General features: G+C 70.2%; 26 protein-coding genes. 16 read left to right on the top strand and 10 right to left on the bottom strand.

Going from position 1 to position 25,556, the window contains the following annotated elements; genetic code table 11:
- Position 1: 1 nt before the first annotated feature.
- The 7 genes from mnhG to HNQ70_RS07135 are packed head-to-tail and all read right to left on the bottom strand — an operon-like array spanning position 2 to position 7,058.
- Entirely contained in the window at positions 2-391 is a 390-nt protein-coding gene (gene mnhG, locus HNQ70_RS07165) for a monovalent cation/H(+) antiporter subunit G (RefSeq protein WP_183965800.1), read from the bottom strand.
- Positions 388-666, bottom strand: coding sequence for a K+/H+ antiporter subunit F (locus HNQ70_RS07160; protein ID WP_183965798.1), 279 nt, complete (start codon positions 664-666; stop codon positions 388-390). Before HNQ70_RS07160 ends, mnhG begins: the two co-directional genes overlap by 4 nt.
- The gene (locus tag HNQ70_RS07155; RefSeq protein WP_183965796.1) at positions 663-1,151 is read right to left on the bottom strand and encodes a Na+/H+ antiporter subunit E; all 489 of its coding nucleotides are present in this window, start codon (positions 1,149-1,151) and stop codon (positions 663-665) included. Before HNQ70_RS07155 ends, HNQ70_RS07160 begins: the two co-directional genes overlap by 4 nt.
- The gene (locus HNQ70_RS07150; protein WP_221302709.1) at positions 1,148-2,839 is read right to left on the bottom strand and encodes a monovalent cation/H+ antiporter subunit D; all 1,692 of its coding nucleotides are present in this window, start codon (positions 2,837-2,839) and stop codon (positions 1,148-1,150) included. Before HNQ70_RS07150 ends, HNQ70_RS07155 begins: the two co-directional genes overlap by 4 nt.
- Positions 2,836-3,180, bottom strand: coding sequence for a Na+/H+ antiporter subunit C (locus HNQ70_RS07145; RefSeq protein ID WP_183965794.1), 345 nt, complete (start codon positions 3,178-3,180; stop codon positions 2,836-2,838). Before HNQ70_RS07145 ends, HNQ70_RS07150 begins: the two co-directional genes overlap by 4 nt.
- Positions 3,180-6,098: a monovalent cation/H+ antiporter subunit A gene (locus tag HNQ70_RS07140; protein WP_183965792.1), complete on the bottom strand. Its 2,919-nt coding sequence runs from the start codon at positions 6,096-6,098 to the stop codon at positions 3,180-3,182. The genes HNQ70_RS07145 and HNQ70_RS07140 overlap by 1 nt, the downstream gene beginning before the upstream one ends.
- Positions 6,099-6,131: 33 nt before the next feature.
- On the bottom strand, positions 6,132-7,058 hold the full coding sequence (locus HNQ70_RS07135; RefSeq protein ID WP_183965791.1) for an AEC family transporter: 927 nt from the start codon (positions 7,056-7,058) through the stop codon (positions 6,132-6,134).
- 181 nt (positions 7,059-7,239) lie between these two features.
- Here HNQ70_RS07135 and xerD point away from each other — a divergent pair, with 181 nt between their 5' ends.
- The 11 genes from xerD (at position 7,240) to plsY (ending at position 16,866) form a co-directional block, all read left to right on the top strand.
- Complete coding sequence (gene xerD, locus HNQ70_RS07130; RefSeq protein WP_183965788.1) at positions 7,240-8,178, top strand: site-specific tyrosine recombinase XerD; 939 nt, start codon at positions 7,240-7,242, stop codon at positions 8,176-8,178.
- Positions 8,179-8,180: 2 nt separating this feature from the next.
- Positions 8,181-9,023 (top strand): Rossmann-like domain-containing protein, encoded by an 843-nt coding sequence (locus HNQ70_RS07125; RefSeq protein ID WP_183965786.1) that lies wholly within the window; start codon positions 8,181-8,183, stop codon positions 9,021-9,023.
- Positions 9,024-9,125: 102 nt separating this feature from the next.
- Positions 9,126-10,724 (top strand): AMP-binding protein, encoded by a 1,599-nt coding sequence (locus tag HNQ70_RS07120; protein ID WP_183965784.1) that lies wholly within the window; start codon positions 9,126-9,128, stop codon positions 10,722-10,724.
- Positions 10,725-10,893: 169 nt separating this feature from the next.
- Positions 10,894-11,712, top strand: a complete 819-nt coding sequence (locus HNQ70_RS07115) for an enoyl-CoA hydratase-related protein (RefSeq protein WP_183965782.1) — start codon at positions 10,894-10,896, stop codon at positions 11,710-11,712.
- Between the two features lie 228 nt (positions 11,713-11,940).
- On the top strand, positions 11,941-12,096 hold the full coding sequence (locus HNQ70_RS19925; RefSeq protein WP_221302707.1) for a hypothetical protein: 156 nt from the start codon (positions 11,941-11,943) through the stop codon (positions 12,094-12,096).
- Positions 12,097-13,032, top strand: coding sequence for a TRAP transporter substrate-binding protein DctP (dctP, locus tag HNQ70_RS07110; RefSeq protein ID WP_221302706.1), 936 nt, complete (start codon positions 12,097-12,099; stop codon positions 13,030-13,032).
- Between the two features lie 117 nt (positions 13,033-13,149).
- Complete coding sequence (locus tag HNQ70_RS07105; protein ID WP_183965780.1) at positions 13,150-14,460, top strand: TRAP transporter large permease; 1,311 nt, start codon at positions 13,150-13,152, stop codon at positions 14,458-14,460.
- A gap of 11 nt (positions 14,461-14,471) precedes the next feature.
- Positions 14,472-15,005, top strand: a complete 534-nt coding sequence (locus HNQ70_RS07100) for a TRAP transporter small permease (RefSeq protein WP_183965777.1) — start codon at positions 14,472-14,474, stop codon at positions 15,003-15,005.
- A gap of 57 nt (positions 15,006-15,062) precedes the next feature.
- On the top strand, positions 15,063-15,701 hold the full coding sequence (locus tag HNQ70_RS07095; protein WP_183965775.1) for a TetR-type transcription factor C-terminal domain-containing protein: 639 nt from the start codon (positions 15,063-15,065) through the stop codon (positions 15,699-15,701).
- Entirely contained in the window at positions 15,698-16,183 is a 486-nt protein-coding gene (ybaK, locus tag HNQ70_RS07090) for a Cys-tRNA(Pro) deacylase (protein ID WP_183965773.1), read from the top strand. The genes HNQ70_RS07095 and ybaK overlap by 4 nt, the downstream gene beginning before the upstream one ends.
- 65 nt (positions 16,184-16,248) lie before the next feature.
- Positions 16,249-16,866, top strand: coding sequence for a glycerol-3-phosphate 1-O-acyltransferase PlsY (gene plsY, locus HNQ70_RS07085; protein WP_183965765.1), 618 nt, complete (start codon positions 16,249-16,251; stop codon positions 16,864-16,866).
- A 58-nt stretch (positions 16,867-16,924) separates the two neighbouring features.
- Here plsY and tsaD read toward each other — a convergent pair whose 3' ends face one another.
- A complete protein-coding gene (tsaD, locus tag HNQ70_RS07080; protein ID WP_183965763.1) occupies positions 16,925-17,950 on the bottom strand; it encodes a tRNA (adenosine(37)-N6)-threonylcarbamoyltransferase complex transferase subunit TsaD in 1,026 nt (341 codons plus the stop codon).
- A gap of 66 nt (positions 17,951-18,016) precedes the next feature.
- Positions 18,017-19,033, bottom strand: coding sequence for an AAA family ATPase (locus HNQ70_RS07075; protein ID WP_183965761.1), 1,017 nt, complete (start codon positions 19,031-19,033; stop codon positions 18,017-18,019).
- Positions 19,034-19,449: 416 nt separating this feature from the next.
- Here HNQ70_RS07075 and rpsU point away from each other — a divergent pair, with 416 nt between their 5' ends.
- From rpsU to HNQ70_RS07060, 3 genes are all read left to right on the top strand, one after another.
- Positions 19,450-19,662 (top strand): 30S ribosomal protein S21, encoded by a 213-nt coding sequence (gene rpsU / locus HNQ70_RS07070; RefSeq protein ID WP_183966693.1) that lies wholly within the window; start codon positions 19,450-19,452, stop codon positions 19,660-19,662.
- Between the two features lie 131 nt (positions 19,663-19,793).
- Positions 19,794-20,240, top strand: coding sequence for a GatB/YqeY domain-containing protein (locus tag HNQ70_RS07065; RefSeq protein WP_183965753.1), 447 nt, complete (start codon positions 19,794-19,796; stop codon positions 20,238-20,240).
- Between the two features lie 28 nt (positions 20,241-20,268).
- Positions 20,269-22,131, top strand: a complete 1,863-nt coding sequence (locus HNQ70_RS07060; RefSeq protein ID WP_183965752.1) for a CHC2 zinc finger domain-containing protein — start codon at positions 20,269-20,271, stop codon at positions 22,129-22,131.
- Here HNQ70_RS07060 and HNQ70_RS07055 read toward each other — a convergent pair.
- On the bottom strand, positions 22,119-22,424 hold the full coding sequence (locus HNQ70_RS07055) for a hypothetical protein (RefSeq protein WP_183966789.1): 306 nt from the start codon (positions 22,422-22,424) through the stop codon (positions 22,119-22,121). The genes HNQ70_RS07060 and HNQ70_RS07055 overlap by 13 nt on opposite strands.
- On the opposite strand from HNQ70_RS07055, the gene rpoD reads away from it, so the two are divergent.
- Positions 22,363-24,930, top strand: a complete 2,568-nt coding sequence (gene rpoD, locus HNQ70_RS07050; RefSeq protein WP_183965750.1) for an RNA polymerase sigma factor RpoD — start codon at positions 22,363-22,365, stop codon at positions 24,928-24,930. The genes HNQ70_RS07055 and rpoD overlap by 62 nt on opposite strands.
- Before the next feature lie 160 nt (positions 24,931-25,090).
- Positions 25,091-25,504: a CCDC90 family protein gene (locus tag HNQ70_RS07045; protein ID WP_183965748.1), complete on the top strand. Its 414-nt coding sequence runs from the start codon at positions 25,091-25,093 to the stop codon at positions 25,502-25,504.
- The last annotated feature ends 52 nt before the right edge of the window (positions 25,505-25,556 follow it).

Genomic DNA, 25,556 nt, shown 5'->3' with positions numbered 1-25,556 from the left:
GTCACTCCTCGCGTTCCCCCGTCCTGCCCAGCGGCTCGCCGTGCCGGTGGGTGGCGGGCGGGACGTCGTTGCGCCCGGCGCGGCGGTCGCGGAAGATCGCCGCCCGCATCAGCAGGATCGCGGTGACCGGGGCGGTCAGCACCATGAAGACCGAGATCAGCAGCTCGTGGATCACCGGGCGCGACTGCAGCGCGCTGAAGTAGAGCATCGAGGCGATCAGCACGCAGCCGGCGCCCAGCGAGTTGAGCAGCGCCGGGCCGTGGATCCGCTGGTAGAAGTTCGACAGGCGCAGCAGGCCCAGCGCACCAGTCACCGCGAGCAGGCCCCCGAGCACCAGTAGCAGCGCGACCGGCAGCGCCGCCCAGAGGGGCACCGACTCCAGCGGACTCACTCGATCACCTCGCCGCGCAGCAGGAACTTGGCCATGGCAACCGAGCCCACGAAGCCGACCAGCGCGATCAGCAGCGACATCTCGAAATAGATCTGGCTGCCGTAGCGCATGCCCAGCACCAGCATCATCATCATCGCGCTCACGTACAGCGTGTCCATTGCCATCACGCGATCCTGCGCGGTGGGGCCGCGGAACATCCGGATCGAGGCGAAGAGCATCGCCAGGCCCAGGCAGGCCATCGCGAAGCCCATGGCAGCGAGCAGCAGAATGGTCATTGGAAGATCGCCATCAGCGGTTTCTCGTAGCGCGTCTTGATCGTGTCGATCCAGGCCTGCTCGTCGCGCAGGTCGAGCACGTGGAGGGTCAGCAGGCTGCGGTCCTCGCTGAGCTCGGCCCAGACCGTGCCGGGCGTCGAGTTGACGATCGCGGCGAGCACCGCGAGGCCGTGCGGGTCCTGAAGATCGAGCGGGATGTCCATGAAGCCCGAGTGCTGCCGGCGCTCGGCGCCGCCGAGGATGATCGCTGACACGCGCACGCAGGAGGCGATCACGTCGACGAGCACCACCGCGGCCAGCCGCAGCAGCAGCCAGGGCCTGCGGATGCGCGGCCGCAGCGGGCGGGTGCCGGCGGTCAGCGCGGGCACGCCCAGCGCGAGCGCCGCGGCCAGCAGCAGATGCCCGGGCGCGAGGCTCTGGTTGAGCATCAGCCACAGACAGAAAAGGAACAGCGAGAGCAGCGGCGAGGGCGGCACGCGCCTCATGGCGTGTCCCCCTTCAGCAGGCCGGGGCCAGGCACCGGCGCCGCGGTCATCACCGAGCGCGTGTAGCCGGTCCACTCCTGCAGGCCTGCCGCAGTGGCGTCCAGGTAGCGCATGACCTTGCCCGACTCGATCGTCATCGTGATGGTCAGCACGAGCAGCAGCCCCACGGGCAGCGCCTCGATCAGGCGCAGGCGGGGCGGCTGGCGGACCGGCGGCACCCAGAAGGTGCGGATCCCGATGCGGGCCAGCGCGATCGCGCCGGCCAGGCCAGAGACGATCAGCAGCGTCACCATGGTCCAGCCCGCCCCATCCACCGAAGGCTGCGCGGTGGATTCGATTCCCGCAGGCGCAAGCACTGCGGACAGCATCGCAAACTTCGCGACGAAGCCCGACAGCGGCGGCAGGCCGGTGATCAGCAGCGCGCAGCAGACGAAGCTGAGCCCGAGGAAGGCCATGGCGGCGGGAATCACGACGCCGGTCTCCTCGGCCTCGGGCGGCAGCGCGTCATGGTCGGCATGCAGTCTGCCCTGGGCCTCGAAAGCCTCCAGCGTGGTCGCGAGCACGCTTGCGCCGAAGCTGCGGCCGCGTTCGATCAGTTCGTTGAGCAGGAACAGCGCGGCGGTGGCGAGCGACGCGCTGAACAGGTAGTAGAGCGCGCCGGCCACCATGCCGGCGCTGCCGAAGCCGATCGCCGCCAGCAGGGTGCCCGAGGAGACGATCACGCTGTAGCTCGCCAGCCGCCGCAGGTCCTGCGAGGCGAGCATGCCGATGGTGCCCACGGCCAGCGTCGCCATCCCGCCCGCCAGCAGCCACTCGCGGCCGAAGCCGGTGGAGTCGCCCGCCCCTTCGGCGAACAGGAGCAGCCAGAGGCGAAGGATCACGTAGACCCCGACCTTGGTCATCACCGAGAACACCGCGGCCACCGGCGCGCTGGCGGCGCCGTAGGCGGGCCGCAGCCAGAAATTGAGCGGCCACATCGCGCTCTTGATCAGGAAGGCCACGCCGAGGATGGCCATTCCGGCCTCGAGCAGCGCCCGGTCCTCCGGCGGGATGCCGGGGAGCAGCTCCGCCAGCTCGGCCATGTTCAGCGTGCCGACGATCGCGTAGATCATCGAGACGCCGACCAGGAACAGCGAGGATGCCACCAGGTTCACCGCAATGTAGTGCAGGCCGGCGCGCACTCGTGCCACTCCAGAGCCGTGCAGGACGAGGCCGTAGGAGGCGGCCAGCATCACCTCGAAGAAGACGAACAGGTTGAAGAGGTCGGCAGTCAGGAAGGCGCCGTTGAGCCCCATCAGCAGGAACTGGAAGAGCGGATGGAAATGGACGCCGGCCCGGTCCCAGCGGGCATGCGCGAACAGCAGCGAGGCCAGGCCCAGGATCGAGGTGAGCAGCAGCATCATCGCGGTGAGCCGGTCGACCGCGAGCGCGATCCCGAAGGGCGCCGGCCAGTTCGACGCCAGGTAGACGCCAGTCCCGCCGATCCAGGTGGCGCCGGCCATGTCGGCACCGCGGCCGTCGGCCAGGCGCAGCAGGGCGATCGACACGGCCAGCAGCCCGAGCGCGGAGCCCAGGCTCAGCGCGAACTTCGTGCGCCGCCGGTGTTCGCTGAGCAGCACCATCGTCGCGCCGGCCAGCAGCGGCAGCACGATCGGCACCACGATGAGGTGGTCGAGCCAGCGCATCATTCGGGCGGCTCCCTGCCATCGACGTGGTCGGTGCCGGTGAGCCCCCGTGAGGCCAGCAGCACGACCAGGAACAGCGCCGTCATCGCGAAGCCGATCACGATGGCGGTGAGCACCAGCGCCTGCGGGACCGGGTCGGCCAGGCTCGCCGGGTCGGCCGCACTGGCAGCATCCACCACCGGGGGGCGCCCGACCACCAGGCGGCCCATGCCGAAGATGAACAGGTTGACGCCGTAGGAGATCAGCGACAGCCCCATGATCACCTGGAAGGTCCGGGGACGCAGCACCAGCCACACGCCGGAGCCGACCATCGCGCCGATGGCGAGTGCGAAGACGACTTCCATCAGGCGGGTTCCGCGTCCGGCGGCGCCGCGTCGGGCGGTGGCCCGGCCTCCTGCGCCACGCGATGGCTGCGCACCGACTGGTGCGCCAGCGAGACCAGCACCAGCACCGTGGAGCCGACGACGAGCGCGAAGACGCCCAGGTCGAAAGCGAAGGCGCTGGGCATCGGCACCTCGCCCAGCCAGGGCAGCTGCGGGTGCGGCGAGTGGCTGGTGAGCAGCGGATAGCCGAAGACCCAGGCGCCCAGCCCGGTGGCAAGGGCGGTCAGCAGGCCAACGCCGATCCACCTGTGCGGGCGCATCCTGAGGCGGTCCTCGGTCCAGGCCGTGCCCCCGGCCATGTACTGGAGGATGACGGCAGCGGCCAGGATCAGTCCCGCCACGAAGCCGCCGCCGGGCAGGTTGTGTCCGCGCACGAAGAAGAACACCGCGACCACCACCAGGATGGGGAACAGCAGCCGCATGTAGAGCGCCGGCACCATCAGGTAGCCCGTCTCTGCGTCGGCCCCGGGGCGCGCCGCCTCGGCGCCGCGCGCCGGCTGTTCGGCGCGCTGCGCCGGCACCCGGACGCTCTCGGGCGCGGGACGGAAGCGGCGCAGCAGCGCATAGACCGTCAGTGCGACGATGCCCAGCACGGTGATCTCGCCCAGCGTGTCGAGGCTGCGGAAGTCCACCAGCAGCACGTTGACCACGTTCGCGCCGCCGCCCTCTGGCAGCGCCCGCTCGATGAAGAAGGAGGCCATTCCGGGTCCGCGCGGACGGGTCAGCGCCGCGTAGGCCAGCGCGGCGATCGCCCCGCCCGCGGCGATGGCCACCGCAAGGTCGCGGGCGCGCCGCACGCGGGCCGAGAACTTCGCGGTCGTGCCCATCTCGGCCGGCTCGCGGCGCGGGGGCAGCCAGCGCAGGCCGAGCAGCAGCAGCACCATCGTCACGGTCTCCACCATCAGCTGGGTAAGCGCGAGGTCGGGGGCCGAATACCAGACGAAGGTCACGCAGGTGACCAGCCCGGACACCCCCATCATCGCCAGCGCGGCGAGCCGGTGGTACTTGGCCTGCCAGGCGGCGCCGATCGCCGAGGCGATGCCCACCGCCCACAGCGCCGACAGCACGGGGTCCACTGGCGTGGGCGCCGCCCGCAGCCAGGAAAAGCCTTCCGACACCGCCGGCACGAGGGCCGCGGCGAGCACCGCGAGAATCACCAGCTCCAGCTGCACCTGCAGCCGGCGGGTTCCGAGCAGATGCTCGAGCCGCACGGCGGTGGCGTTGATGCCGACCAGGATGCGGTCGAACACGCGCTGACCGTCGAAGCGGTGGACCAGGGGAGTGCGCTCCACGGTGTGCAGCTTCAGGTGCCGCTGCAGCAGCAGATAGAGCAGCGTGCCCCCGGCGAGGGCAGTCAGGCTCATCACCAGCGGCAGGTTCAGCCCATGCCAGCCGGACAGGCTGTAGGCCGGCATGTCGGCGCCCAGCACCGAAGCGGCGGCGAACTTCAGCGCGGGGCCGACGGTGTACTCCGGCACCATGCCCACCACGAGGCAGGCCAGCACCAGCAGCTCGACCGGGAAGCGCATCCAGCCCGGCGGCTCATGCGGCTCGCGGGGCAGGTCGGTCGCCTTCGGCCCGAAGAACACGTCATGGATGAAGCGCAGCGAGTAGGTCACGCTGAACAGGCCGGCGACCGTCGCCGCCACCGCCATCCGGTAGTCGTTCTCGGAGCCGGCCAGCACCGCCTCGGCGAAGAACATCTCCTTGGAGAGGAAGCCGTTGAGCAGCGGCACCCCGGCCATCGCCGCAGCCGCGATGATGGCCAGCGCAGCAGTGCGCGGCATCGGCCGCCAAAGTCCGCTGAGGCGGCGAATGTCGCGCGTGCCGGTCTCGTGGTCGATGATGCCTGCCGCCATGAACAGCGAGGCCTTGAAGGTCGCATGGTTCATGGTGTGGAAGATCGCCGCCACCGCGGCCAGCGGGGTGCCGATGCCCAGCAGCAGCATGATCAGCCCGAGGTGGCTGAGTGTCGAGTAGGCGAGCAGCCCCTTGAGGTCCTGCTGGAAGATCGCCACGAAGGCGCCGATCAGCAGCGTGCACAGCCCCGCGCCGCCGATGATCCAGGACCACTCCGGCGTGCCGGCGAGCACCGGCCAGAAGCGCGTGAGCAGGAAGACCCCGGCCTTGACCATGGTCGCCGAGTGGAGGTAGGCCGAGACCGGGGTGGGCGCAGCCATCGCGCGGGGCAGCCAGAAATGGAAGGGGAACTGCGCGCTCTTGGTCAGCGCCCCCAGCGCGACCAGCACCAGGATCGGCAGGTACCAGTCGTGCCCGCGGACCAGGTCGCCCGCGGCGAGCACCCGATCCAGGTCGTAGCTGCCGACCACCCGGCCCAGCATCAGGATGCCCGCCAGCAGGCACAGCCCGCCCGCCACCGTGACCGTCAGCGCCATTCGCGCCCCTCGCCGCGCGTCCGGCCGGTGGTGCCAGTAGCCGATCAGCATGAAGGACGCGAGGCTGGTCATCTCCCAGAACAGGACCATCTGCACCAGGTTGCCGGAGAGGACGATGCCCAGCATCGAGCCCATGAACGCGAGGAAGAAGGCGAAGAAGCGCGGGACCGGGTCCGACGGCGACATGTAGTAGCGCGCGTAGACCACCACCAGCAGGCCGATCACCAGGATCAGCATCGCGAACAGCCAGGCGAAGCCGTCGACGCGCAGCACGAAGTTCAGGCCAAGCCCCGGCAGCCAGGCGATCTCGTGGCGGACCGTGTTGCCGAGCGCGATGTCCGGGTAGAGCGAGGCCGTCAGGACGGTTCCTGCGAGCGCGACCAGCCCGGCCAGCCAGGCTTCGCGGTTGCGCGCGTTCGCCGGCAGCAGCGCGGCAAGCACGCTGCCGGCGAAGGGCAGGAGGAGCAGGATTGTGAGCTTCATGGATGCCCGATTGTACGGACCTCCGGCGTCGGCTCAGGCGAGCGCGATCCAGAAAGGAATGCCCGCCAGCGAGGCCAGCAGCGACACCGTGATCAGCCAGGCGACGAAGGGGCCGTCACCTCCCATCCGGGTGGCCAGGACGTAGGAAGCGGGCGCGGTGGGCATGGCAGCGAACATCACGGCGATCGTGGCGTGCAGCGGCGGTAGCTGCAGCGCGCGGGCGATCAGCAGCGCCGTCAGTGGCATCGCCACCAGCTTGGTCGCGGTGAACCAGGCGGTGAGCTGGAGCGCGCTGCGCCGGCGCGCCGGGTCGGCACCGGGGGCGTCGGCGGCCGGGCGCTCCAGCCGCAGTCCGGCGCCGACACACAGCAGCCCCAGCGTGAGCGCGGCCTGTCCGAGCCGCTGCAGGGTCGCGTCCATCGGCTCCGGCATCTGCAGCCCGGCGGCCTTGGTCGCCACGCCGGCCAGGGTGGCGAGCACCAGCGGGTTGCGCGCCAGTTCGGCGAGCACGCCGGCGCCCGAGTGCCGGGCCAGCGCGTAGACCGCCGCCAGGTTGGCCAGCGGCACCACGAAGCCGACGATCAGCGCGCACAGCGACAGGCCTTCGCTGCCGCCGATCCTCAGCGCAAGCGCCAGAGTGATGTAGGTGTTGAAGCGGAACGCGCACTGCACGCCGGAGGCGAACAGGGTTTCGACCGGGCGCAGCGCCGGCCGGGCAGCGAAGCCCAGCAGCACCCCGACTCCGAAGGCGCCCAGCGCCGCCGCGATCATCGGCAGCGACTCGCCCGCCGACAGCGGGTTGCGCACGATGGCCCCGAACAGCAGCGCCGGAAACAGCACGTAGTAGACCAGCCGCTCGGCTCCGGCCCAGAACTGCGCCCCCAGCCCGGCATGGCGGTAGAGCAGCCAGCCGATGAGGATCAGCGCGAGGTCCGGGAACAGCAGGGCGGGGATGTTCACGGGTGGGCAGTGTAGCGGGGCGGGGGCGGCGCGGGGGCTGCGCGTCGACCCGCGCTCCAGCCCGTGCGTCGGCCCGTGCTCCAGCCCGTGCGTCGGCCCGTGCTCCAGCCCGTGCTCCAGCCCGTGCTCCAGCCCGTGCTCCAGCCCGTGCTCCAGCCCGCGCGTCGGCTAGCATGTCGCGATGACCGTGATCGACGCCGTGGACCCCATCGCCCGCGGCGAGGTGCCCGCGCAGGACCTCGCCGGCATCGACGCCTTCTGCGACGCGCTGATGCTGGAGGACGGGCTCGCCCGCAACACGCTGCTGGCCTATCGGCGCGACCTCGTCCAGTTCGCCGCCTGGCTGCGGTCGCGGTCCGCCACCGCCCTCGAGGCCGCCGGCCCGGGCGACCTGCAGGCGTACATCGCCGAGCGGCACCCCACGTCCCGCCCCACCAGCAGCAACCGTCGGCTGACGGTGTTCAGGCGCTGGTTCCGCTGGCTGGTGCGCCAGGGCCGCCGCGACGAGGACCCCACGCTGCACATCCGCTCGGCCCGGCAGCCGCAGCGCTTCCCCTCGACCCTGTCGGAGCGGCAGGTGGAGGCGCTGCTGGCGGCGCCCGACCTGGCGCAGCCCCTGGGGCTGCGCGATCGGGCCATGCTGGAGGTGCTCTACGCCACCGGGCTGCGCGTCAGCGAGCTGGTCTCGTTGCGCACCGTCGAGGTCGGCCTCGTCGAGGGCGTGATACGGGTGGTCGGCAAGGGCGACCGGGAGCGGCTGGTGCCGCTTGGCGAGGAGGCCAGGCACTGGATCGAGCGCTATCTCGACGAGGCGCGCGCCGGCCTGTTGGGCGGGCGCAGCGCCGATGCCCTGTTCGTGACCCGGCGCGGCGGGCCCATGACCCGGCAGATGTTCTGGAAGCTGATCAAGGCCCACGCGCTGCGCGCCGGGGTGCTGGCGCCGCTGTCGCCGCACACCCTGCGCCATGCCTTCGCCACCCATCTGCTCAACCACGGCGCCGACCTGCGCGTGGTGCAGATGCTGCTGGGTCATGCCGACATCTCCACCACGCAGATCTACACCCACGTCGCGCGCGAGCGGCTGAAGTCGCTGCATGCGCGGCACCACCCGAGGGGATGAGCATGGTTGCAGCTTTCGCCGGCGAACTGATCGCGCTCGCCGAACGCATCTGCGCGGTGCGGCCGCCCGCGCGGGTGCACAGCCTGCACCTGCCCGAGCGCCTTGCCCGCGACGCGAAGGAGAGCGAGTTCTGTGCACTTGAGCTGGACGACGGCAGCATCGGTCTGTCCTACCTGCTGCTGGGCGACACCCCGCAGCGCATGCGGGCTGCGGCTCCCGGCGCAGGCGTCACCGGCCGGTCCGCACTAGAGGTGGCCCGCCGTCTTCGCGGCCAGGACCCGGTCGACCGTGTGCTCGGGCTCGCCGCGGTCAATGCGATCTGCCAGGGACTGCTGCTGGCGCGCCCCGAGGTGCTCGACTGGACCTCCGATCCGCTGGGGCTGCTCGACCCGCGGCCCGGGGACCGCATCGGCATGGTCGGGCTGTTCGGAGGGCTGGCTAGCCGGATCGTCGCGGCGGGCGCGCAGCTGGTGGTGATCGAACTCGATCCCGCGCTGGCCGGGCCGCGCGATGGTTACGAGGTGACGCTGGACCGGGGCGCGCTCGGCGCCTGCAACAAGGTGCTGTCGACGACCACGCTGGCGCTCAACGACACGCTGGACGAGGTGCTGGAAGCCTGCCGCGGCGCAGACAGCATCGCGCTGGTCGGTCCGGGCGGAGGCTTCCTGCCGGATCCGCTGTTTGCGCGCGGGGTCACGCTGCTGGGCGGCAGCGCCGTGGTCGACCGCGACGCCTTCGTCGGGGCCGCCGCGCGCGGCGAGCCCTGGGGCGGCTCGGTGCGCAAGTACTGCATCCGGCGCGAGAGCTATCCCGGGGTCGAGGCGCTGCTCGCGGCAGCGGGCTGAGCGACGCCCGCCGCGGCGACCTGGATCCTGCGGCACCGTTTCCCGCAAGTCACTGGACTAGAATCGGCCGCCACCCATCCACCCACCCCGCCGGCCCCGACGATGACAGCACACGACCGCCCAGACACTCTTTCTGCGCTGCTCGCGGCGCGCGCCAGCACCAACGCGGTTGCACTGTTCGACCGCGAGCGCGCCGTCAGCTACCCGGATCTGCTGGACGAGAGCGCGCGCCTGGCCGCGGCCCTGCGCGCGATGGGCGTGCAGCGCGGCGACCGCGTTGCGATCTGGCTGCCCAACCTCGCGGCATGGCTGGCGTGTTTCTTCGCCTGCGCGCGCCTGGGGGCGATCGGCCTCGCGGTCAACACGCGCTTTCGCTCGGCGGAGCTGGCCGACATCCTGCTGCGCTCCGGGGCGCGGGTGCTGGTGACCTGGCCCGGCTTCGATCGCACCGATTTCGCCGGCGTGCTGGCCGGCTGCCCACCCGCGTCGCTGGCCGCGCTGGAGTGCGTGGTGGCCTACGACGAGGGCGAAGCGGCCGCGCTGCCCGGCCTGCCTGAGCGGATCGCGGTCCGCCGCTATGCCGGCCTGCTCGAACAGCCGCCGCTGGCCGGCGACGATGCCGCGCCCGACGCGGGCTGCGCGATCTTCACCACCTCGGGGACCACCAAGGCGCCGAAGTTCGTGCTGCATGACCAGCGCACCCTGGTGGCGCATGCCTTCGACGTGGTGCATGGCTTCGGCATCGACGCGCAGTCGACGATGCTGCTGGCGCCGCCGCTGTGCGGAGTGTTCGGCGTCAGCAACGCGCTGGCGATGATCGCCGCTGGCCGGCCCTTCGCAATGATGCCGGCCTGGGATGCGGCCGCCGCCGCGCGGGCGATCGACGCGCACGGCGCCACCCACATGAACGCCACCGACGATGCGATCGCCCAGCTGCTGGCGCAGAACGATCGCACGCCGGCCTTTCCCACCTTGCGCTTCGTCGGCTTCGCCGCGTTCAACCCGGCGCTCGGCGACATCGTCGAACAGGCCGATGCGCGGGGCCTCAGGGTGCTGGGGCTGTACGGAATCAGCGAGATCCAGGCGCTGTTCGCGCGCAACCGCGACGGCGATCCGTTGCAGCTGCGCCGCAACGGCGGAGGCTTCACGGTGAGCCCGCTGGCGCAGGTGCGTGCCCGCGACCCCGAGACCGGCCGGGTGCTGGCGCACGGCGAGGACGGCGAGCTCGAGTTCCTCGCGCCCTCGTCGCGGATGGTCTGCTACTTCGGCAACCCGGAAGCGACTCGCGAGGCGATCCTCGAGGACGGCTGGTACCGCTCCGGCGACCTGGGCCACACCTGCGCGGACGGCCGCTTCGTGTTCCGCGCCCGGATGGGCGATTCGCTGCGGCTGGGCGGCTTCCTGGTGAGCCCGCAGGAGATCGAGGAATGCGTGCAGCAGGCGCCCGGAATCCTGGACTGTCAGGTGGTGGGAGCCACGCTCGACGGCGCGCCCAGGCCGGTGGCCTTCGTGCGGCTGCAGGCCGGCGCCGCGCTCGACGAGGCGGCGGTGGTCGCCCATGTCGGCGCCCGGCTGGCGCGCTTCAAGGTGCCGGCGCGGGTGTTCGCCGTCGAGGCCTTCCCGGTCACCGAGGGATCCAACGGCACCAAGATCCAGAAGACCCGGCTACGGGAGATGGCCCAGGCGCTGCTCGGCGGCTGAGCCGCCCCCGCGGTTCACCCTGCCCGGTGCAGGTCCGGCGCGGTCCGGCGCAGGTCCGCCAGCACCGCGTCGGCCTGCGCGTTATCCGGAACCTGCAAGCGCGGATCCCGCCGCCGGCGGGCGTCCCGCCGTATACGATCCCCGGTCAACACCTCCGGGAGCTGCTCCGATGTCCGATTCCTTCCCCGCCTTCGAGGCCGTGGCGCTGTCCGTCCAGGACGGCATCGCCCGCCTCACGCTCAACCGCCCCGAGTCGCTCAACGCGCTCAACGACGCGATGTTCCGCGAGATCCCGGTCGCCGTGGGCTGCGCGGCAGACGCAGGCGCGCGTGCGCTGCTGATCACCGGAGCCGGCCGCGGCTTCTGCTCCGGTGCCGACCTGGTCGGCCGCCCGCTGCCTGCTGACGCGACGCCCGCGCAGCGCGAGCGCGCCAACCGCGCCGGCTTCGAGCGCGTGATCACGCTGGTGCGCGCGATCAACGAGGCGCCGATGCCGGTGGTCTGCGCGATCAATGGCGTGGCGGCGGGCGGGGGCATCGGCATCGCGCTCGCCGGAGACGTCGTGCTGATGGCGTCGGATGCGCGCTTCGTGCTCACCTTCGTTCCCCGCCTGGGGCTGGTGCCCGACGTCGGCGCGACCTGGCTGATGGCGCGCATGGCCGGCCGCGCGCGAACCATGGCGGCGAGCCTGCTGGGCGACCCGGTGAGCGCCCAGGATGCCGAGCGCTGGGGGCTGGTCTGGCGCGTGTTCGACACCGCGCAGCTTGAAGCCGAGGCGATGGCGGTGTGCCGGCGGCTGGCCGACGGTCCGCAGCAGGCGGTCGTGGGGACGCGCCGTCTGGTCGACGCCGCCACCGAGATGCCGCTGTCCAGCCATATCGTGCTCGAGCGCGACGTCCAGTGCCCGCTGATCGGCGCGCCCGACTGGGTGGAGGGCGTCAAGGCCTTCCGCGAGAAGCGTCCGCCGAAGTTCGGCTCCGCCAGCTGAGCGCGGCGCGGGTCCGTCGGCCTGGGGTAAACCCTTGAAACTGGCGGCCCGCTGTGCCTTGCGTTCCATTTGCCACCTCCAGGGCGCCTTCGACGGCTCGCTCGAATTGACCTGTTACTCGCCGGTAAACCAGAATCCGCCGGCACGATGCAGCGCGTCGGAGCCCGGCCACGGCGGCGTCATGCCGCAGCGTGGGCCCGTCGCGAAATCCAGGACAGAGGAGACGAAATGCTGAAGATCACGCGCAAGGCGCTCGCCGCCACCATTGCCGGGGCGCTGACCCTGGCCTCCGGCGCGGTTGCCGCCAAGGACATGGTGATCTCCGCGGCACTGCCGCAGGTCCACTTCTGGGTCGGCAAGCACATGGATCCGTTCGCGGACTAGGTGCAGGCCACCACCGGCTTCAAGTTCAAGCGCTTCTACGCCGGCGAGCTCGTCTCGATCGGCCGCGAGCTCGACGCGCTCAAGGGCGGCACCATCGACGTGGCCGCGCCGCTGCTGGCGCCCTACCACGAGGGCCGCTTCCCGCTGTCCGACGTGTCGCAACTGCCCACTTACGGCACCAGCTCGGTGATGGCCACCCGCGCCTTCCAGAAGCTGATCGACTCCGACGTCAAGCTCGACGGCAAGAAGACCTTCTATCAGTACGAGCTGGGCGACAAGGGCATCCGCGGCTGGGCGCTGGGCGCCAGCGCCCCCTACTCGCTGTCGACCACCGGCAAGGAGCTCAAGAGCCCGGCCGACATGAAGGGCATGCCGCTGCGCGCCGGCTCCGCGCTGCACACCATCATGCTGCAGCGCCTGGGCGCCACGCCGGTGACCATGCCCGCGGCGCAGGCCTTCGAGGCGCTGTCGCGCGGCACCATCGCCGGCATCATGCTGACCATCGGCGACTGGAAGTCCTACTCGCTGCAGGACATCCTCAAGTACACGATCACCGGCGTGTCCCTGGGCCACTGGGAGAGCTACCTGGCGATCAACGAGTCGCTCTGGAAGGGCATGAGCGAGGCGGATCGCAAGGCCTGGGACAAGGCCGCCCGCGAGGTCGCGATCAAGAACTCCGAGGGCATCGACGCGCAGGACGTCGAGATCCTGAACCTCACGAAGGCCAAGGGCGCGAAGTTCGTCGCGATCGACAGCCTGAGCAAGGAGATGAGCGGTCACATGGCCAAGGCCGCCTACGAGACCTGGGTGCAGTGGATCGATCAGCTCGAGAAGAAGGGCCATCCCGCGAAGGCCGCGGCCAAACTCTGGGCCTCGCTGATCAAGGCCGAGGGCGGCCGCCTGCCCGAGGGCGTCGACGCCTACCTGGCGCGCTGACCGCGCGGTGCCGCCGGCGCGCCTGCGGGGCGCATCCTGGCGGAACTGCGACGACGACGGGGGCGACGCGTTCGCCCCCGTTCTCGCTTTGATCACCTACCGAAAAGCATTCCTCCCATGTCTCAGACCCTGATCCTCTGGATCGTCGGCGCCTGGTTCGTGATCTTCCTGGCGCTGGGCCAGAGCGTGTCCACCGTGCTCTTCGGCTCCGGCCTGGTGGGCGTCACGCTCTGGATCGGCTCGAGGGTGTTCGACGGCATCATCGGCCCCGACATCTTCTACACGGCGTCGATCTACTCGCTGTCGATCGTCCCGCTGTACCTGCTGATGGCGAACCTGCTGGTGCGCGGCGGCGTGGTGATCGACCTGTTCAGGGTGGGCCACAAGCTGTCGGGCTACCGGCGCTTCCCGCTCGGCGTCGCCACCATCATCACCGGCGGCCTGCTCGGCGCCGTGTCGGGGTCCGGCTCGGCGAGTGCCGCGGCGCTCGCGACGCTGGCCGCGCCCGAACTCGAGCGGGTCGGCTACACGCGCCGTTTCTCGGTCGGCCTGGCAGCCATCGCCGGCTCGCTGTCCGCGGTGATCCCGCCGAGCCTGATCGTCATCATCTACGGCTCGCTGACCATGGTGCCCATCGGCCACCTGTTCATCGGCCTGCTCGGCCCGGGCCTGCTGTGCATCCTGGTGTACATCGCCTGCCTGCGGGTCTTCGGCGAGGTGCGGCCCGGGGTGGCCGACGGGGTCCGGGGCGACGAGGAAGAAGACCCCGCGATGATGCGCCGGAGCATGCACGCGGCAATCTTCATCTTCGCGCTGATGTTCGTCGTGTTCGGCGGCATCTACGGCGGCGTGATCACCGTCGGCGAGGCGGGCGCGATCGGCGCCTTCGCGGCGATGTTCGGGATGATCGCGATGCGCCGGGTGTCGGTGAAGGACATCCTCGCGGCGCTGGGCGACTCGGTGAAGATCACCGCGATGCTGATGATGATCGTGATCGGCGCGCAGATCTTCGCGCGCTTCCTCGCGTTCTCGCGGCTGCCGAGCGAACTGGTCAAGCTGATGGAGCCGCTGCTGGACAGCCCCGAGATCCTCATCGCGATGATGATGGCGCTGTTCTTCGTCGCCGGGATGATCCTCGAGTCCGCGGCGGTGATCGTGCTGGTGGTGCCCATCCTGCTGCCGCTGCTGAAGGCCGCCAACATCGACCTGCTCTGGTTCGGCGTGATGGCCTCGTTCATGATCGCGCTCGGGCTGCTGACGCCGCCGGTCGGGCTGTCCGCCTACGCGGCTTCCACCGCGGCGCGCTTCCCGGTCGGCGAAGTCTTCAAGCCGGCGACGATCTTCGCGACCGTCGCCGGCGTGGTGGTCACGGCCGTGATGATCCTGTTCCCGGGGATCGTCACCTGGCTGCCCAGCCACATCAACTGAGGAGCGGCGACATGGCTTTCTGGAAATGGCTGGACCGCATCGAGGGCGGCATGGCGTCCGTCGGCGGCGGCATCTGCCTGTTCGCGATGATGATGATCACCGTCATCAGCGTCCTCGGGCGCTACGTGTTCCATGCGGACTTCATCCCCGGCGCCTACAACATCATCGAGCGGATCGCCTTCCCGCTGATGGTGTTCTGGGCGATCCCGATCGCGCACCGCGAGGGCAGCTTCCCGCGCTTCGACATGCTGGTGAACTCGCTGTCCCCGGCCAAGCGCAGCGCGATCGCGATCCTGGTGCTGCTGGTGGAGATCTGCGTGTTCGCGGTGCTGCTGTGGTACGTGACGCGCTTCTCCATCGCGTCGGTCGAGGTCAACCGCGAGATGCAGATCGGCACCGAGGTGTGGCCGGTCTGGCCGATCATCCTGATGATCCCGCTCGCCTTCGGGCTGATGCTGCTGGAGATGTTCCGGCTGCTCTGGGTCGAGATCCGCGACTTCGGCAGGCCGCCGAGAGAACATCATGCATCGGTGGAGATCGGCTGAGCGCGCGCGCGCCGCTGCGGCGGCCGTGGGCGCGCGGCGCGAAGGGGAAGGGCGGGAGTGGACACGCTGAACGATTCTTCGCCCTGGACCCAGCCGCGTGACCGCGTGCGCGAGCGCGAGGTCAAGCGCGAGGCGGTGCTGCGTGCCGCCGCGCAGCTCTTCAACGAGAAGGGCTACCACGCCACCTCGCTCGACGAGGTGGCGGAGCGGCTGCACGTCACCAAGCCCACGCTCTACTACTACGTCCGCAACAAGGAGGCGATCCTCTTCGAGTGCGTGCGCATCGGCCTAGAAATGATGCGCGCGGCCATCGAGGCCGCAGGCGCCTCCGGCGGCAGCGCGATGGACAAGCTGGTGTCCGCGATGCGCGAGTACGCGCGCGTCGCGACGATGGATTTCGGCATGTGCATCATCCGCGTCGGCGAGGAGCCGCTGCCTCCGGAGAGCCGGCGCCAGCTGCGCCGGCTGAAGGCAGCGATCGACCATGAGTTCCGCCGCCTGATCGAGCAGGGCGTCACCGAGGGATCGATAGCACCCTGCGATCCCAAGATCGCGGCCTTCACCCTGGCCGGTGCGCTGAGCTGGATCGCGCGCTGGTACCGGCCGGGCGGCGAGCTGGAGCCCGACGAGATCGCAGTGCAGTGCATCGGGCTGATCGTCAACGGCCTGGTGCCGCGGCCTGCGGGCGCCGGATGAAGACTCACGTCAGTGAGACGCCCGCGACGCAGCTGCTGCGCCGCAAGGGCGTCGCCTTCGAGGTCCATGCCTACGACTACGTCGAGCATGGCGGCACTGCCGAGTCGGCCAGGCAGCTCGGGGTCGACGAGCATGCGGTCGTCAAGACCCTGGTGATGCAGGACGAATCCGCCCGTCCGCTGATCGTGCTGATGCACGGCGACCGAACCGTATCGACCAGGAACCTGGCACGCCAGGCAGGGCGCAAGTCGATCGAGCCCTGCCGGCCGGAAGTCGCGCAGCGCCACTCCGGCTACCAGATCGGAGGCACCTCGCCCTTCGCGACGCGCAAGCCGATGCCCGTCTACGTCGAAGCCTCGGTGCTCGAGCTGCCGCGCATCCTGGTCAATGGCGGGCGCCGCGGCGTGCTGGTCTCGATCGAGCCCTCCGTGCTCGTCGCGCTGCTGGGGGCCCAGCCGGTACACTGCGCGCTGGCCGGATAGGGGCGGCCCGCCCCGCGCAGCGCGCGCATCGGCAGCAAGGCATGGGAGACGGTTCGGAGATGGAAATGCTCGGCAGCATGGTCGCGGTGGGGCTTTCCTACCTGCTCGGTTCGGTGTCCTTCGCTGTGCTGGTGAGCCGCCTGATGGGGCTCGCCGATCCCCGCAGCTACGGCTCGGGAAATCCGGGCGCCACCAACGTGCTGCGCTCCGGGAGCAGGACCGCGGCGATCCTCACGCTGCTCGGCGACGGCGCCAAGGGCTGGCTGGCGGTCTTCCTCGTCAAGACCTTCGCGGCGCGCTACGGCTTTGGCGAGGGCACGATCGCACTGTCCGCGCTCGCGGTGTTCGCCGGGCATCTGTTCCCGGTCTTCCATCGTTTCGCCGGCGGCAAGGGCGTGGCCACTGCGGCAGGGGTGCTGATCGCGCTCGACCCCTGGCTTGGCCTGGCCACGCTGCTGACCTGGCTGCTGATCGCCTACTTCTTCCGCTATTCGTCGCTGGCCGCGCTGGTGTCGGCGGTGTTCGCGCCGCTCTGGCAGATGTTCCTGCACGGCGTGGGGCCGATCGCGCTGGCGGTGATTGTGATGAGCGTCCTGCTGGTCTGGCGGCACCGCAGCAACATCGCGAACCTGATGGCGGGCAAGGAGAGCCGGATCGGTTCGAAGGCGCGCCCGCGCGCCTGACGCACGCAGCGAAACGTCGTGCGATCCGCGCGGCGATCAGCGCGGCGCCTCGCAGAGCTCAGGCGGCGAGCGGAGGCAGTTCGTCGAGCGCCCAGCGCGGACGCACGCCGAAGCCCGTGGGCGTCGGCGGCAGCGGGCCGGCGGCCAGCCGCAGCGCCCCTGCGAAAGCGATCATCGCGCCATTGTCGGTGCACAGCGCCGGCTCGGGGAAAAAGGCTCGGAAGCCTCTCGCGGACTGCGCGCTCGCGAGCCGCGCGCGCAGCCGCCGGTTGGCGCTCACGCCGCCGGCGATCACCAGGGTGTCGAGCCCGGTCTGCTCGAGCGCGGCGATCGATTTGGCCACCAGCACGTCCACGATCGCGGCCTGCACCGCGAACGCGAGGTCGGCCTTCGCCTGCTCGTCGGCGACCCCGCGTCGCACGGCGGTCAGCACCGCCGTCTTCAGCCCGCTGAAGCTGAAGTCGAGGTCGCCCGAGTGCAGCATCGGCCTGGGCAGTTCGTAGACGCCGGCCCGCCCCTGCTCGGCCAGCGCGGCGACTGCAGGGCCGCCCGGATAGCCCAGCCCGAGCAGCTTGGCGCTCTTGTCGAACGCCTCCCCGGCGGCGTCGTCCAGCGTGTCGCCGAGCAGTCCGTAGCGGCCCACGCCGTCGACGCGCATCAGTTGCGTGTGCCCGCCGGAAACCAGCAGCGCAACGAAGGGGAAGCCCGGCGGTTCGGCAGAGAGCAGCGGTGACAGCAGGTGGCCCTCGAGGTGATGGATGCCGATCGCCGGCTTGTCCAGTGCCGCCGCGATCGAGACGCCCACCGCCGCCCCCACCAGCAGCGCGCCGGCCAGGCCGGGGCCTTCCGTGTAGGCGATCGCATCGACCCGGCCGATGCCCAGGCCGGCCTCGTCCAGCACCTGGCGCGTCAGCGGCAGCAGGCGCCGGACGTGGTCGCGCGAGGCCAGCTCCGGCACCACGCCGCCGTAGCGCTCGTGCATGGCCACCTGCGAATGCAGCGCCTGAGCGAGCAGGCCGCGCTCCGTGCAGTAGAGCGCGACGCCCGTCTCGTCGCAGGAGGTTTCGATGCCGAGGACGATCACGTGCCGGTTCCTGTGGGTGCAATTCCGCGAAGGCGCAATGGTGCCCCAATCGGCGCCGGCACGCCGTCAGAACCCGATCCGCGGGCGGCGCGCCGAACGGTCCGCGGGCAGGTCGGCCGCGACGATCTCGGCGCGTCCGGCCAGCTTCGCGTTGCCGAACGCTCCCATCAGCGCACGCCGCATCTCCCGCGGCGCGATCGGCGACAGCCGGTCCAGCACCGGGGCCTCGAGCTGTTCGGGGAAGCGCGCCCCCCAGGCGTGCGAGTCGCGGATCTCGCGGTACAGGCGCTGGGCGATGCGGCGCGCGCCGGCCGCGTCCGGCGCAGGCACCTCGTACACGTTCATCCGGTTCAGGATGGGGTCCGGGATCCGCGACGCGTCGTTGGCGGTCGCCACCCAGACCAGGTCCGAGCAGTCGATCGGCACCTCGGCGAACTCGTCGACGAATTCGCGCGCGGTGTCCTGCTCCAGCAGGCCATAGAGGGCGCCGAGCGGGTCGTACTGGCCGTCGGTGGCGGCCTTGTCGAGTTCGTCGATCACCAGCACCGGGTTCGCATAGTCGCCGTGCACCACGGTGTCGAACACCTTGCCGCAGCGCGCATTCTTCCATTGCGAGGAGGCGCCCGACAGGATCCAGCCTGCGGTCAGCGAACTCATCGACACGAAGCCGTAGCCGGTGCCCAGCAATTGGGACAGCCTGCGGGCGAAGTGCGTCTTGCCGATGCCGGGCTCGCCCAGCAGCAGCATCGGAGTGAGTTCGAGCGGATCCTCGGTCTCCAGGCAGAGGGCGAGCTGCTTGCGAAGGTCGTCGAGCACCTCGCCGAAGTTCGGCAGTTCCTGCTCCAGCGCGTCGAAGTCGGGCATCGCCCCGGGCTTGACGCTGAAGCGGTCGCCGCCGGACCGCAGCATCTTCTCGTAGGTGGCGCGCAGAGAGTCGCTGGCGCCCGCCGGCAACTCGTCGAGGGCCGCCTCGACCCGGCCGGTGGAGTAGACCTGCTTGAACCCGGCGATCGCAATCCGGCCCGTAACGCCCGCCGAGGGCCTGCCGCCGCCGGTCGCGGCACTCTCATTCGCGTTCGACATCTCGCTGCCCTCCTTCGTGCGGGAGCCCGGCGCCGGCAGTGCGTGGCGGCGTCCGGTGTCCGCCTGCGTTACACATTAAACGTATGAACGACTTCTAGCGCTGACAGCCCAGACATACAAGAATCGTTCCAGCCGGACGGCACCCAGTTGGTGCGAACCCAACGGCCCTCAGCCTCTTGAAGAAGGTGGCCGGCCTAAAATCTGGGCGTGGGCAACGCGTTCTGATATAGTTGCGGGCTTGGCCTGAACGGCTGTGGGCATTCTTGCGGCATGTGGTCCGCGGAGTGCTTCGCAGGTGGCGGGTGTCGGGTGTGGCGCGATGCGCTGCCCCGGTGCACGCCGGAGCTCGGAGGCGCATCGGCAGCGCACAGGCTCCAGACGTTCAGAAGCCGCACACGGGAAGGGGGTGATTGTCCATGCCGACCATCAGGGTCAAGGAAAACGAGCCGTTCGACGTTGCACTGCGCCGCTTCAAGCGCACCATCGAAAAAACGGGTCTCATCACCGAGCTTCGCGCACGCGAGTTCTACGAGAAGCCTACGGCTGAACGTAAGCGCAAGAAGGCCGCAGCCGTCAAGCGTCACTATAAGCGCCTGCGTAGCCAGATGCTGCCGAAGAAGATGTACTGATCGGCAGCCGGTGCGCGACCGGGTTTCCGGTTGCCGTGCCGTCCTGAAAGCCCGCTGGCGAGACGCCGCGGGCTTTCTTCGTTTGTGCGCACGGTTCGTGCACACTTGGATGTGTTTCCGGAGGAACTGCGATGAGCCTGAAGGAAAGGATCACCGAGGACATGAAGGCCGCGATGCGGGCCCGCGAAGCCGGGCGGCTGTCGGCGATCAGGCTGCTGCTCGCGGCGATCAAGCAGAAGGAGGTCGACGAGCGGATCGAGGCCGACGATGCGCAGGTGATTGCCGTGGTCGATCGGCTGCTCAAGCAGCGCAAGGACTCCATCGAGCAGTTCGAGGCCGCGGGCCGCCAGGATCTCGCCGACCGGGAGCGGGCGGAACTCGAGGTGCTGACCGTCTACATGCCGCAGCAGGCGAGCGACGCCGAGGTCGCTGCCGAGATCGATGCCGCGCTGGCGGCCACCGGAGCGTCCGGCCCCAGGGACATGGGCCGCGTCATGGCGGTTCTCAAGGGCCGGCTGACGGGGCGCGCCGATCTCACCGCGGTCTCTGCCAGCGTGAAGGCGCGGCTGGCGGGCTGACGTTGCCGCGGCTGCAGGGGCGCGTCCGGTGATCCCCCAGTCCTTCATCCAGGATCTGCTGGCGCGCGTCGACGTGGTCGACGTGGTGGCGCGTCACGTCAAGCTCAGGAAGGCCGGTGCCAACTTCCTGGGCCTGTGCCCGTTCCACGCGGAGAAGTCGCCTTCGTTCACGGTCAGTCCGGCCAAGCAGTTCTATCACTGCTTCGGATGCGGCGCGCACGGCTCTGCGATCGGCTTCCTGATGGAGCATGCCGGGCTGTCCTATGTGGACGCCATCCACGAGCTTGCGCAGTCGGTGGGGCTCCAGGTGCCGGACGAGCCGTCCGCAGGGCGCGAGGCGCCGCGTGCGGATCCGGGGCTGCTCGAGCTGATGGCGGCCGCGGCGCACTTCTATCGGCTGCGGCTGCGGGATTCGCCCCGGGCGATCGACTATCTCAAGGGGCGCGGCCTCAGCGGCGAGACCGCGGCGCGCTATGGCATCGGCTATGCCCCGGACGGCTGGCGCAACCTGCAGGCCGCGGTGCCCGACTATGGCGCGCCAGCGCTGGTCGATGCTGGCCTGGTCATCGAGAGCGGGGCGGACGAGCGCGAGGCGGGCGATGGCCCGGCCGGCGGCGGAGCGAAGGGCGGGACGAAGGGCGGGGTAAAGAAGCGCTACGACCGCTTCCGCGACCGCATCATGTTCCCGATCCGCAATCCGCGCGGGCAGGTGATCGGCTTCGGCGGGCGCGTTCTCGGCGCCGGCGAACCGAAGTACATGAACTCGCCGGAGACCCCGCTGTTTTCGAAGGGCCGCGAGCTGTACGGGCTCTTCGAGGCCCGCGACGCGCTGCGCCGCGAAAACTGCGCGATCGTCGTCGAAGGCTACATGGACGTGGTCATGCTGGCGCAGCACGGGGTGTCCAACGCGGTGGCCACGCTCGGCACCGCAACCACGCCGGATCATGTCCGCAAGTTGCTGCGGCTGGTGGACCGGGTGGTTTTCTCCTTCGACGGCGACGCAGCAGGGCGCAAGGCTGCCTGGCGCGCGCTGGAAGCCTGCCTGCCGCATGCCGAAGACACCAAGCGACTGGAGTTCCTGTTCCTTCCCCCGGAGCACGATCCGGACAGCTACGTCCGCGCGCACGGTGTCGAGGGGTTTTCGGCGCAGCTGCGACAGGCCCTGCCGCTTTCGGAGTTCATGCTGCAGGAACTCGCGACGCGCGCCGATCTTGCCGTTCCCGAGGGCCGGGCCGCCTTCCTTGCGCTCGCGCGCCCGCTGATCCTTGCCTTGCCGAACGCCGCGCTGCGCATGCAGGTGCTGCACAGCATCGCAGAGCAGGGGGGCGTGGCCGTCGGAGAGCTCGACCGCTTCGTGAACGCCGGTCAGGAAGGGCAGGGGCGCGATGCCCGCCGGCGAGAGCCGGACGCGCGCCCGTCCCCCGGGCAGGCAGCGGGGCCGCCGCAGCGCCGCGCTCCCGCGGCGGGGTTCGCGCCGCGTCCGAAGTCCTCGCCGCCCGACATGGTGCGCCGGGTGCGCCTGCTGGCCGCCCTGCATCCGGCGCTCGCCGCCGAATCGCCCGATCCGCGCTTCCTGCCGCGCGACGTGCTCGCCTGGCTGGACCTGCTGCGGCGCCAGCCGGCCGGAAGCTCGCTCGCGGTGATCTGCGAGTCCCTGCGCGGCAGTCACCCGGAGATGGTCGAGGCGCTGCTGCGCGACGCCGCGGCAGATCGCTCGATGGTCGCCGACATGAACCTCGAGGAGGCGCGCGCCGAGTTCGAAGGAGCCCTGGGCCAGTTGCGCGATCGAAGCATCCGCGAGGAGCTCGATGCGATCGTTGCGCGCGGCCTCGCGGATCACGAGGACCGGGCTCGTTATCATGAACTGTTGTTATTGCGTCACAAAGGCTGATACAATAACCGGTTCTTCTCCAGCAGGGCCGCGCCGCACGGCGCAACTCCGATCTCCTCCGATTTTCCGAAAGGGCTGAGCGTGGGTATCAGGAAGTCGTCGTCCGTCGCAAGGACCGCAGGCTCGAGCAAGACCCAGACACGGACCGGGACCAAGCCCGGGACGAAGTCCGCGGCGCCGGCGGCGTCGAAGAAGGTGCCTGCCGCAAGGCCGGCCCCCACAACCTCCTCCATGGCCGGCAAGACCGCGGCCAGGGCGGGTGCCACGAAGGTGAGCGTGAAGTCGAACGTCAAGACCAGTGCAAAGTCGGCCGAGGATCAGGATCGCGTGATCGCGAAGCCCGCCTCGGCGAAATCCACCGCGACGCGGGCCGTTGCAGCGGGCGCTCGGCCGGCCGCCAAGGCCACGGTCGAAGCGGCGGCGCCAAAGGTGCGTGCTGCAGCCAAGGCGCCTGCATCCACGGCAGCCAAGGCCACGGCAGCCAAGGCCACGGCCGCCGCAGCGAAGTCGGCACAGGCTCCAGAGCCGGCGCCGAAAGCCGCAGCCAAGCCGGCTGCCAGGCCGGCAGCCGCGAAGGCGCGCGCAGCCGCTGCCGGCGATGCGCCGGAACTGCGCAGCCTGCGCGCGGCGGCCGTCGAGGCCTCGTCCGATGAGGCGCCCGCGGCGCCCAAGGCCGCAAAGGCCGCAAAGGCGGGACGCCCTGCAGGGTCTGCCGCCAAGCCGGCCGGCGCCAAGCGCGGCCCCAAGGCCGGCGCCAAGGCGGCCCGCCGCGCCGATCTCGACGATGAAGACGATCTCGTCGGCGACGAGGCGTCCGAGGGCTTCGAGGACGCCGAGATCGACATTCCAGAGCCGCCTGCGCCCGTCGCCGCGCCGGCCAAGGGCAAGCGCGGCGCGCGCGCCAAGGAGAAGGCGCTGCTGCGCGAGTTCGGCGGCAAGCAGGGCCTGACCGAGGAAGACCGCGAGAACACCCGCAACAAGCTGAAGCAACTGATCAAGCTCGGCAAGGAGCGCGGCTACCTCACCTACGTCGAGATCAACGACCACCTCCCCGACGACGTCATCGACGCCGAGGCGATCGAGGCGATCATCAGCACCTTCAGCGATATGGGCATCTCGGTCTACGACCAGGCCCCCGACGCCGAGAGCCTGCTGATCAACGATGCCCCTGCGGTGGTCACGTCCGACGAGGATGCAGAGGAGGAGGCCGAGGCCGCGTTGTCCACGGTCGACTCCGAGTTCGGCCGCACCACCGACCCGGTGCGCATGTACATGCGCGAGATGGGCTCGGTGGAGCTGCTCACGCGCGAGGGCGAGATCGAGATCGCCAAGCGCATCGAGGACGGACTCAAGCACATGGTGCAGGCCATCTCCGCCTGCCCCACCACCATCCACGAAATCCTCTCCCATGCCGAGAAGATCGGCGGCGGCACGATGCGCATCGACGAAGTCGTCGATGGCCTGATCGACCCGGACGCCCAGGAGGAGGAGGACTTCCGGCCCAGCGCCCCTGCCGCAGCGGTCGGCGACGACGGCGAGGAAGAGGACGAGAATGCAGCCGCCGCGGCGGGCACCGCGCGCCTCGAGGAGCTGAAGAGCACCGCGCTCGGCAAGTTCGAGCACGTCTCGAAGTGGTTCGACAAGATGAAGGTGGCGTACGAGAAGGAGGGCTACAAGTCGAAGACCTACCTGAAGGCGCAGACCGAGATCCAGAACGAGCTGATGACCATCCGCTTCACGGCGAAGATGGTCGAGCGGCTGTGCGACACCCTGCGCAATCAGGTCGAAGAGGTGCGTTCGCTCGAGCGCACCATCGGCGACATCTGCGTGAACAAGGTGGGCATGCCGCGCGAGCAGTTCATCGGCACCTTCCCCGGCAACGAGACCAACCTGAAATGGTCCGAGAAGCTGGCCGCTGCCAATCCGCCGTACGCGGACGTGCTCGGGCGCAACATCCCGGCCATCCAGGACTTGCAGCAGAAGCTGATCGACCTTCAGGCGCGCGTGGTGCTGCCGCTGCCCGACCTCAAGGAAATCAACAAGCGGATGGCCACCGGCGAGGCCAAGGCCCGCAAGGCCAAGCGCGAGATGACCGAGGCCAACCTGCGCCTGGTGATCTCCATCGCCAAGAAGTACACCAACCGCGGTCTGCAGTTCCTGGACCTGATCCAGGAAGGCAACATCGGCCTGATGAAGGCCGTGGACAAGTTCGAGTACCGCCGCGGCTACAAGTTCTCCACGTATGCCACCTGGTGGATCCGCCAGGCCATCACCCGCTCGATCGCCGACCAGGCGCGCACCATCCGGATCCCGGTCCACATGATCGAGACCATCAACAAGATGAACCGGATCAGTCGCCAGATCCTGCAGGAGACCGGTCTCGAGCCCGACCCGCAGACGCTGGCCGAGCGCATGGAGATGCCCGAGGACAAGATCCGCAAGATCCTGAAGATCGCCAAGGAGCCGATCTCCATGGAGACGCCGATCGGCGACGACGACGACTCCCACCTTGGCGACTTCATCGAGGACACCACCACGCTGGCGCCCGCCGACGCGGCGCTGCACGGCTCGATGCGTGACGTGGTCAAGGAAGTGCTCGATTCGCTCACGCCGCGCGAGGCCAAGGTGCTGCGCATGCGCTTCGGCATCGAGATGAGCACCGACCACACCCTCGAGGAGGTCGGCAAGCAGTTCGACGTCACCCGCGAGCGGATCCGCCAGATCGAGGCGAAGGCGCTGCGCAAGCTGCGTCATCCGTCGCGCGCGGACAAGCTCAAGAGTTTCCTCGAAGGGCAGTGAGCTTGGCGGGCGGGCGCCTGCCCGCCCGTGCCGCCATGTCCCCGCTCGCCGGGGCAGGGCAAGGAGAAGCCCCCGGAGCGTATCTGCCCGGGGGCCTTTTCGCGTCTGCTGGGTCCTTTGCCGCCGCACCCGAGCCCTGCGGCGGCCGCCGAAGGGCCGATTGGCGACCCTCCAGTGCGCTGCTATGCTCATCGGCATGGGTTCGTTCAACTTCGCACTTCTGGACGCGCTGCTCTCCGCGGGCGTGGCTCCCGATCGCGCCCGCCAGGTGGTCGATCTCTTCGATCGCTCCGTTGACGAGCGCTATGGCCTGCATGCTCAGGTGCTCGCCACCAAGCGCGATCTCGCCGAGCTCGAAACGCGCCTGGTGCGCGAGATCGCCGAGAACAGGGTCGGCATCGCGGCGATGAACGAGCGCATCGCCGAGACGCATTCGAGCATCGCGGGCACCCACGCTCGAATCGCCGAGACCAACGCCCGCATCGCCGAAACCCGCGCGGACCTCATCAAGTGGATGCTGGCCGCGCTCACCGCCCAGACGGCGCTCCTGCTGGGCGCCCTCCGGCTGTTCTGATCCGCCGCTTTCCGGCACGCGCCGTCTCGATCCGCCGCCGGCCGGCACCGCG

The sequence above is a fragment of the Quisquiliibacterium transsilvanicum genome (assembly GCF_014202215.1).
GTDB lineage: Bacteria > Pseudomonadota > Gammaproteobacteria > Burkholderiales > Burkholderiaceae_E > Quisquiliibacterium > Quisquiliibacterium transsilvanicum.
This window is presented reverse-complemented; position numbering and strand designations above follow the sequence as displayed.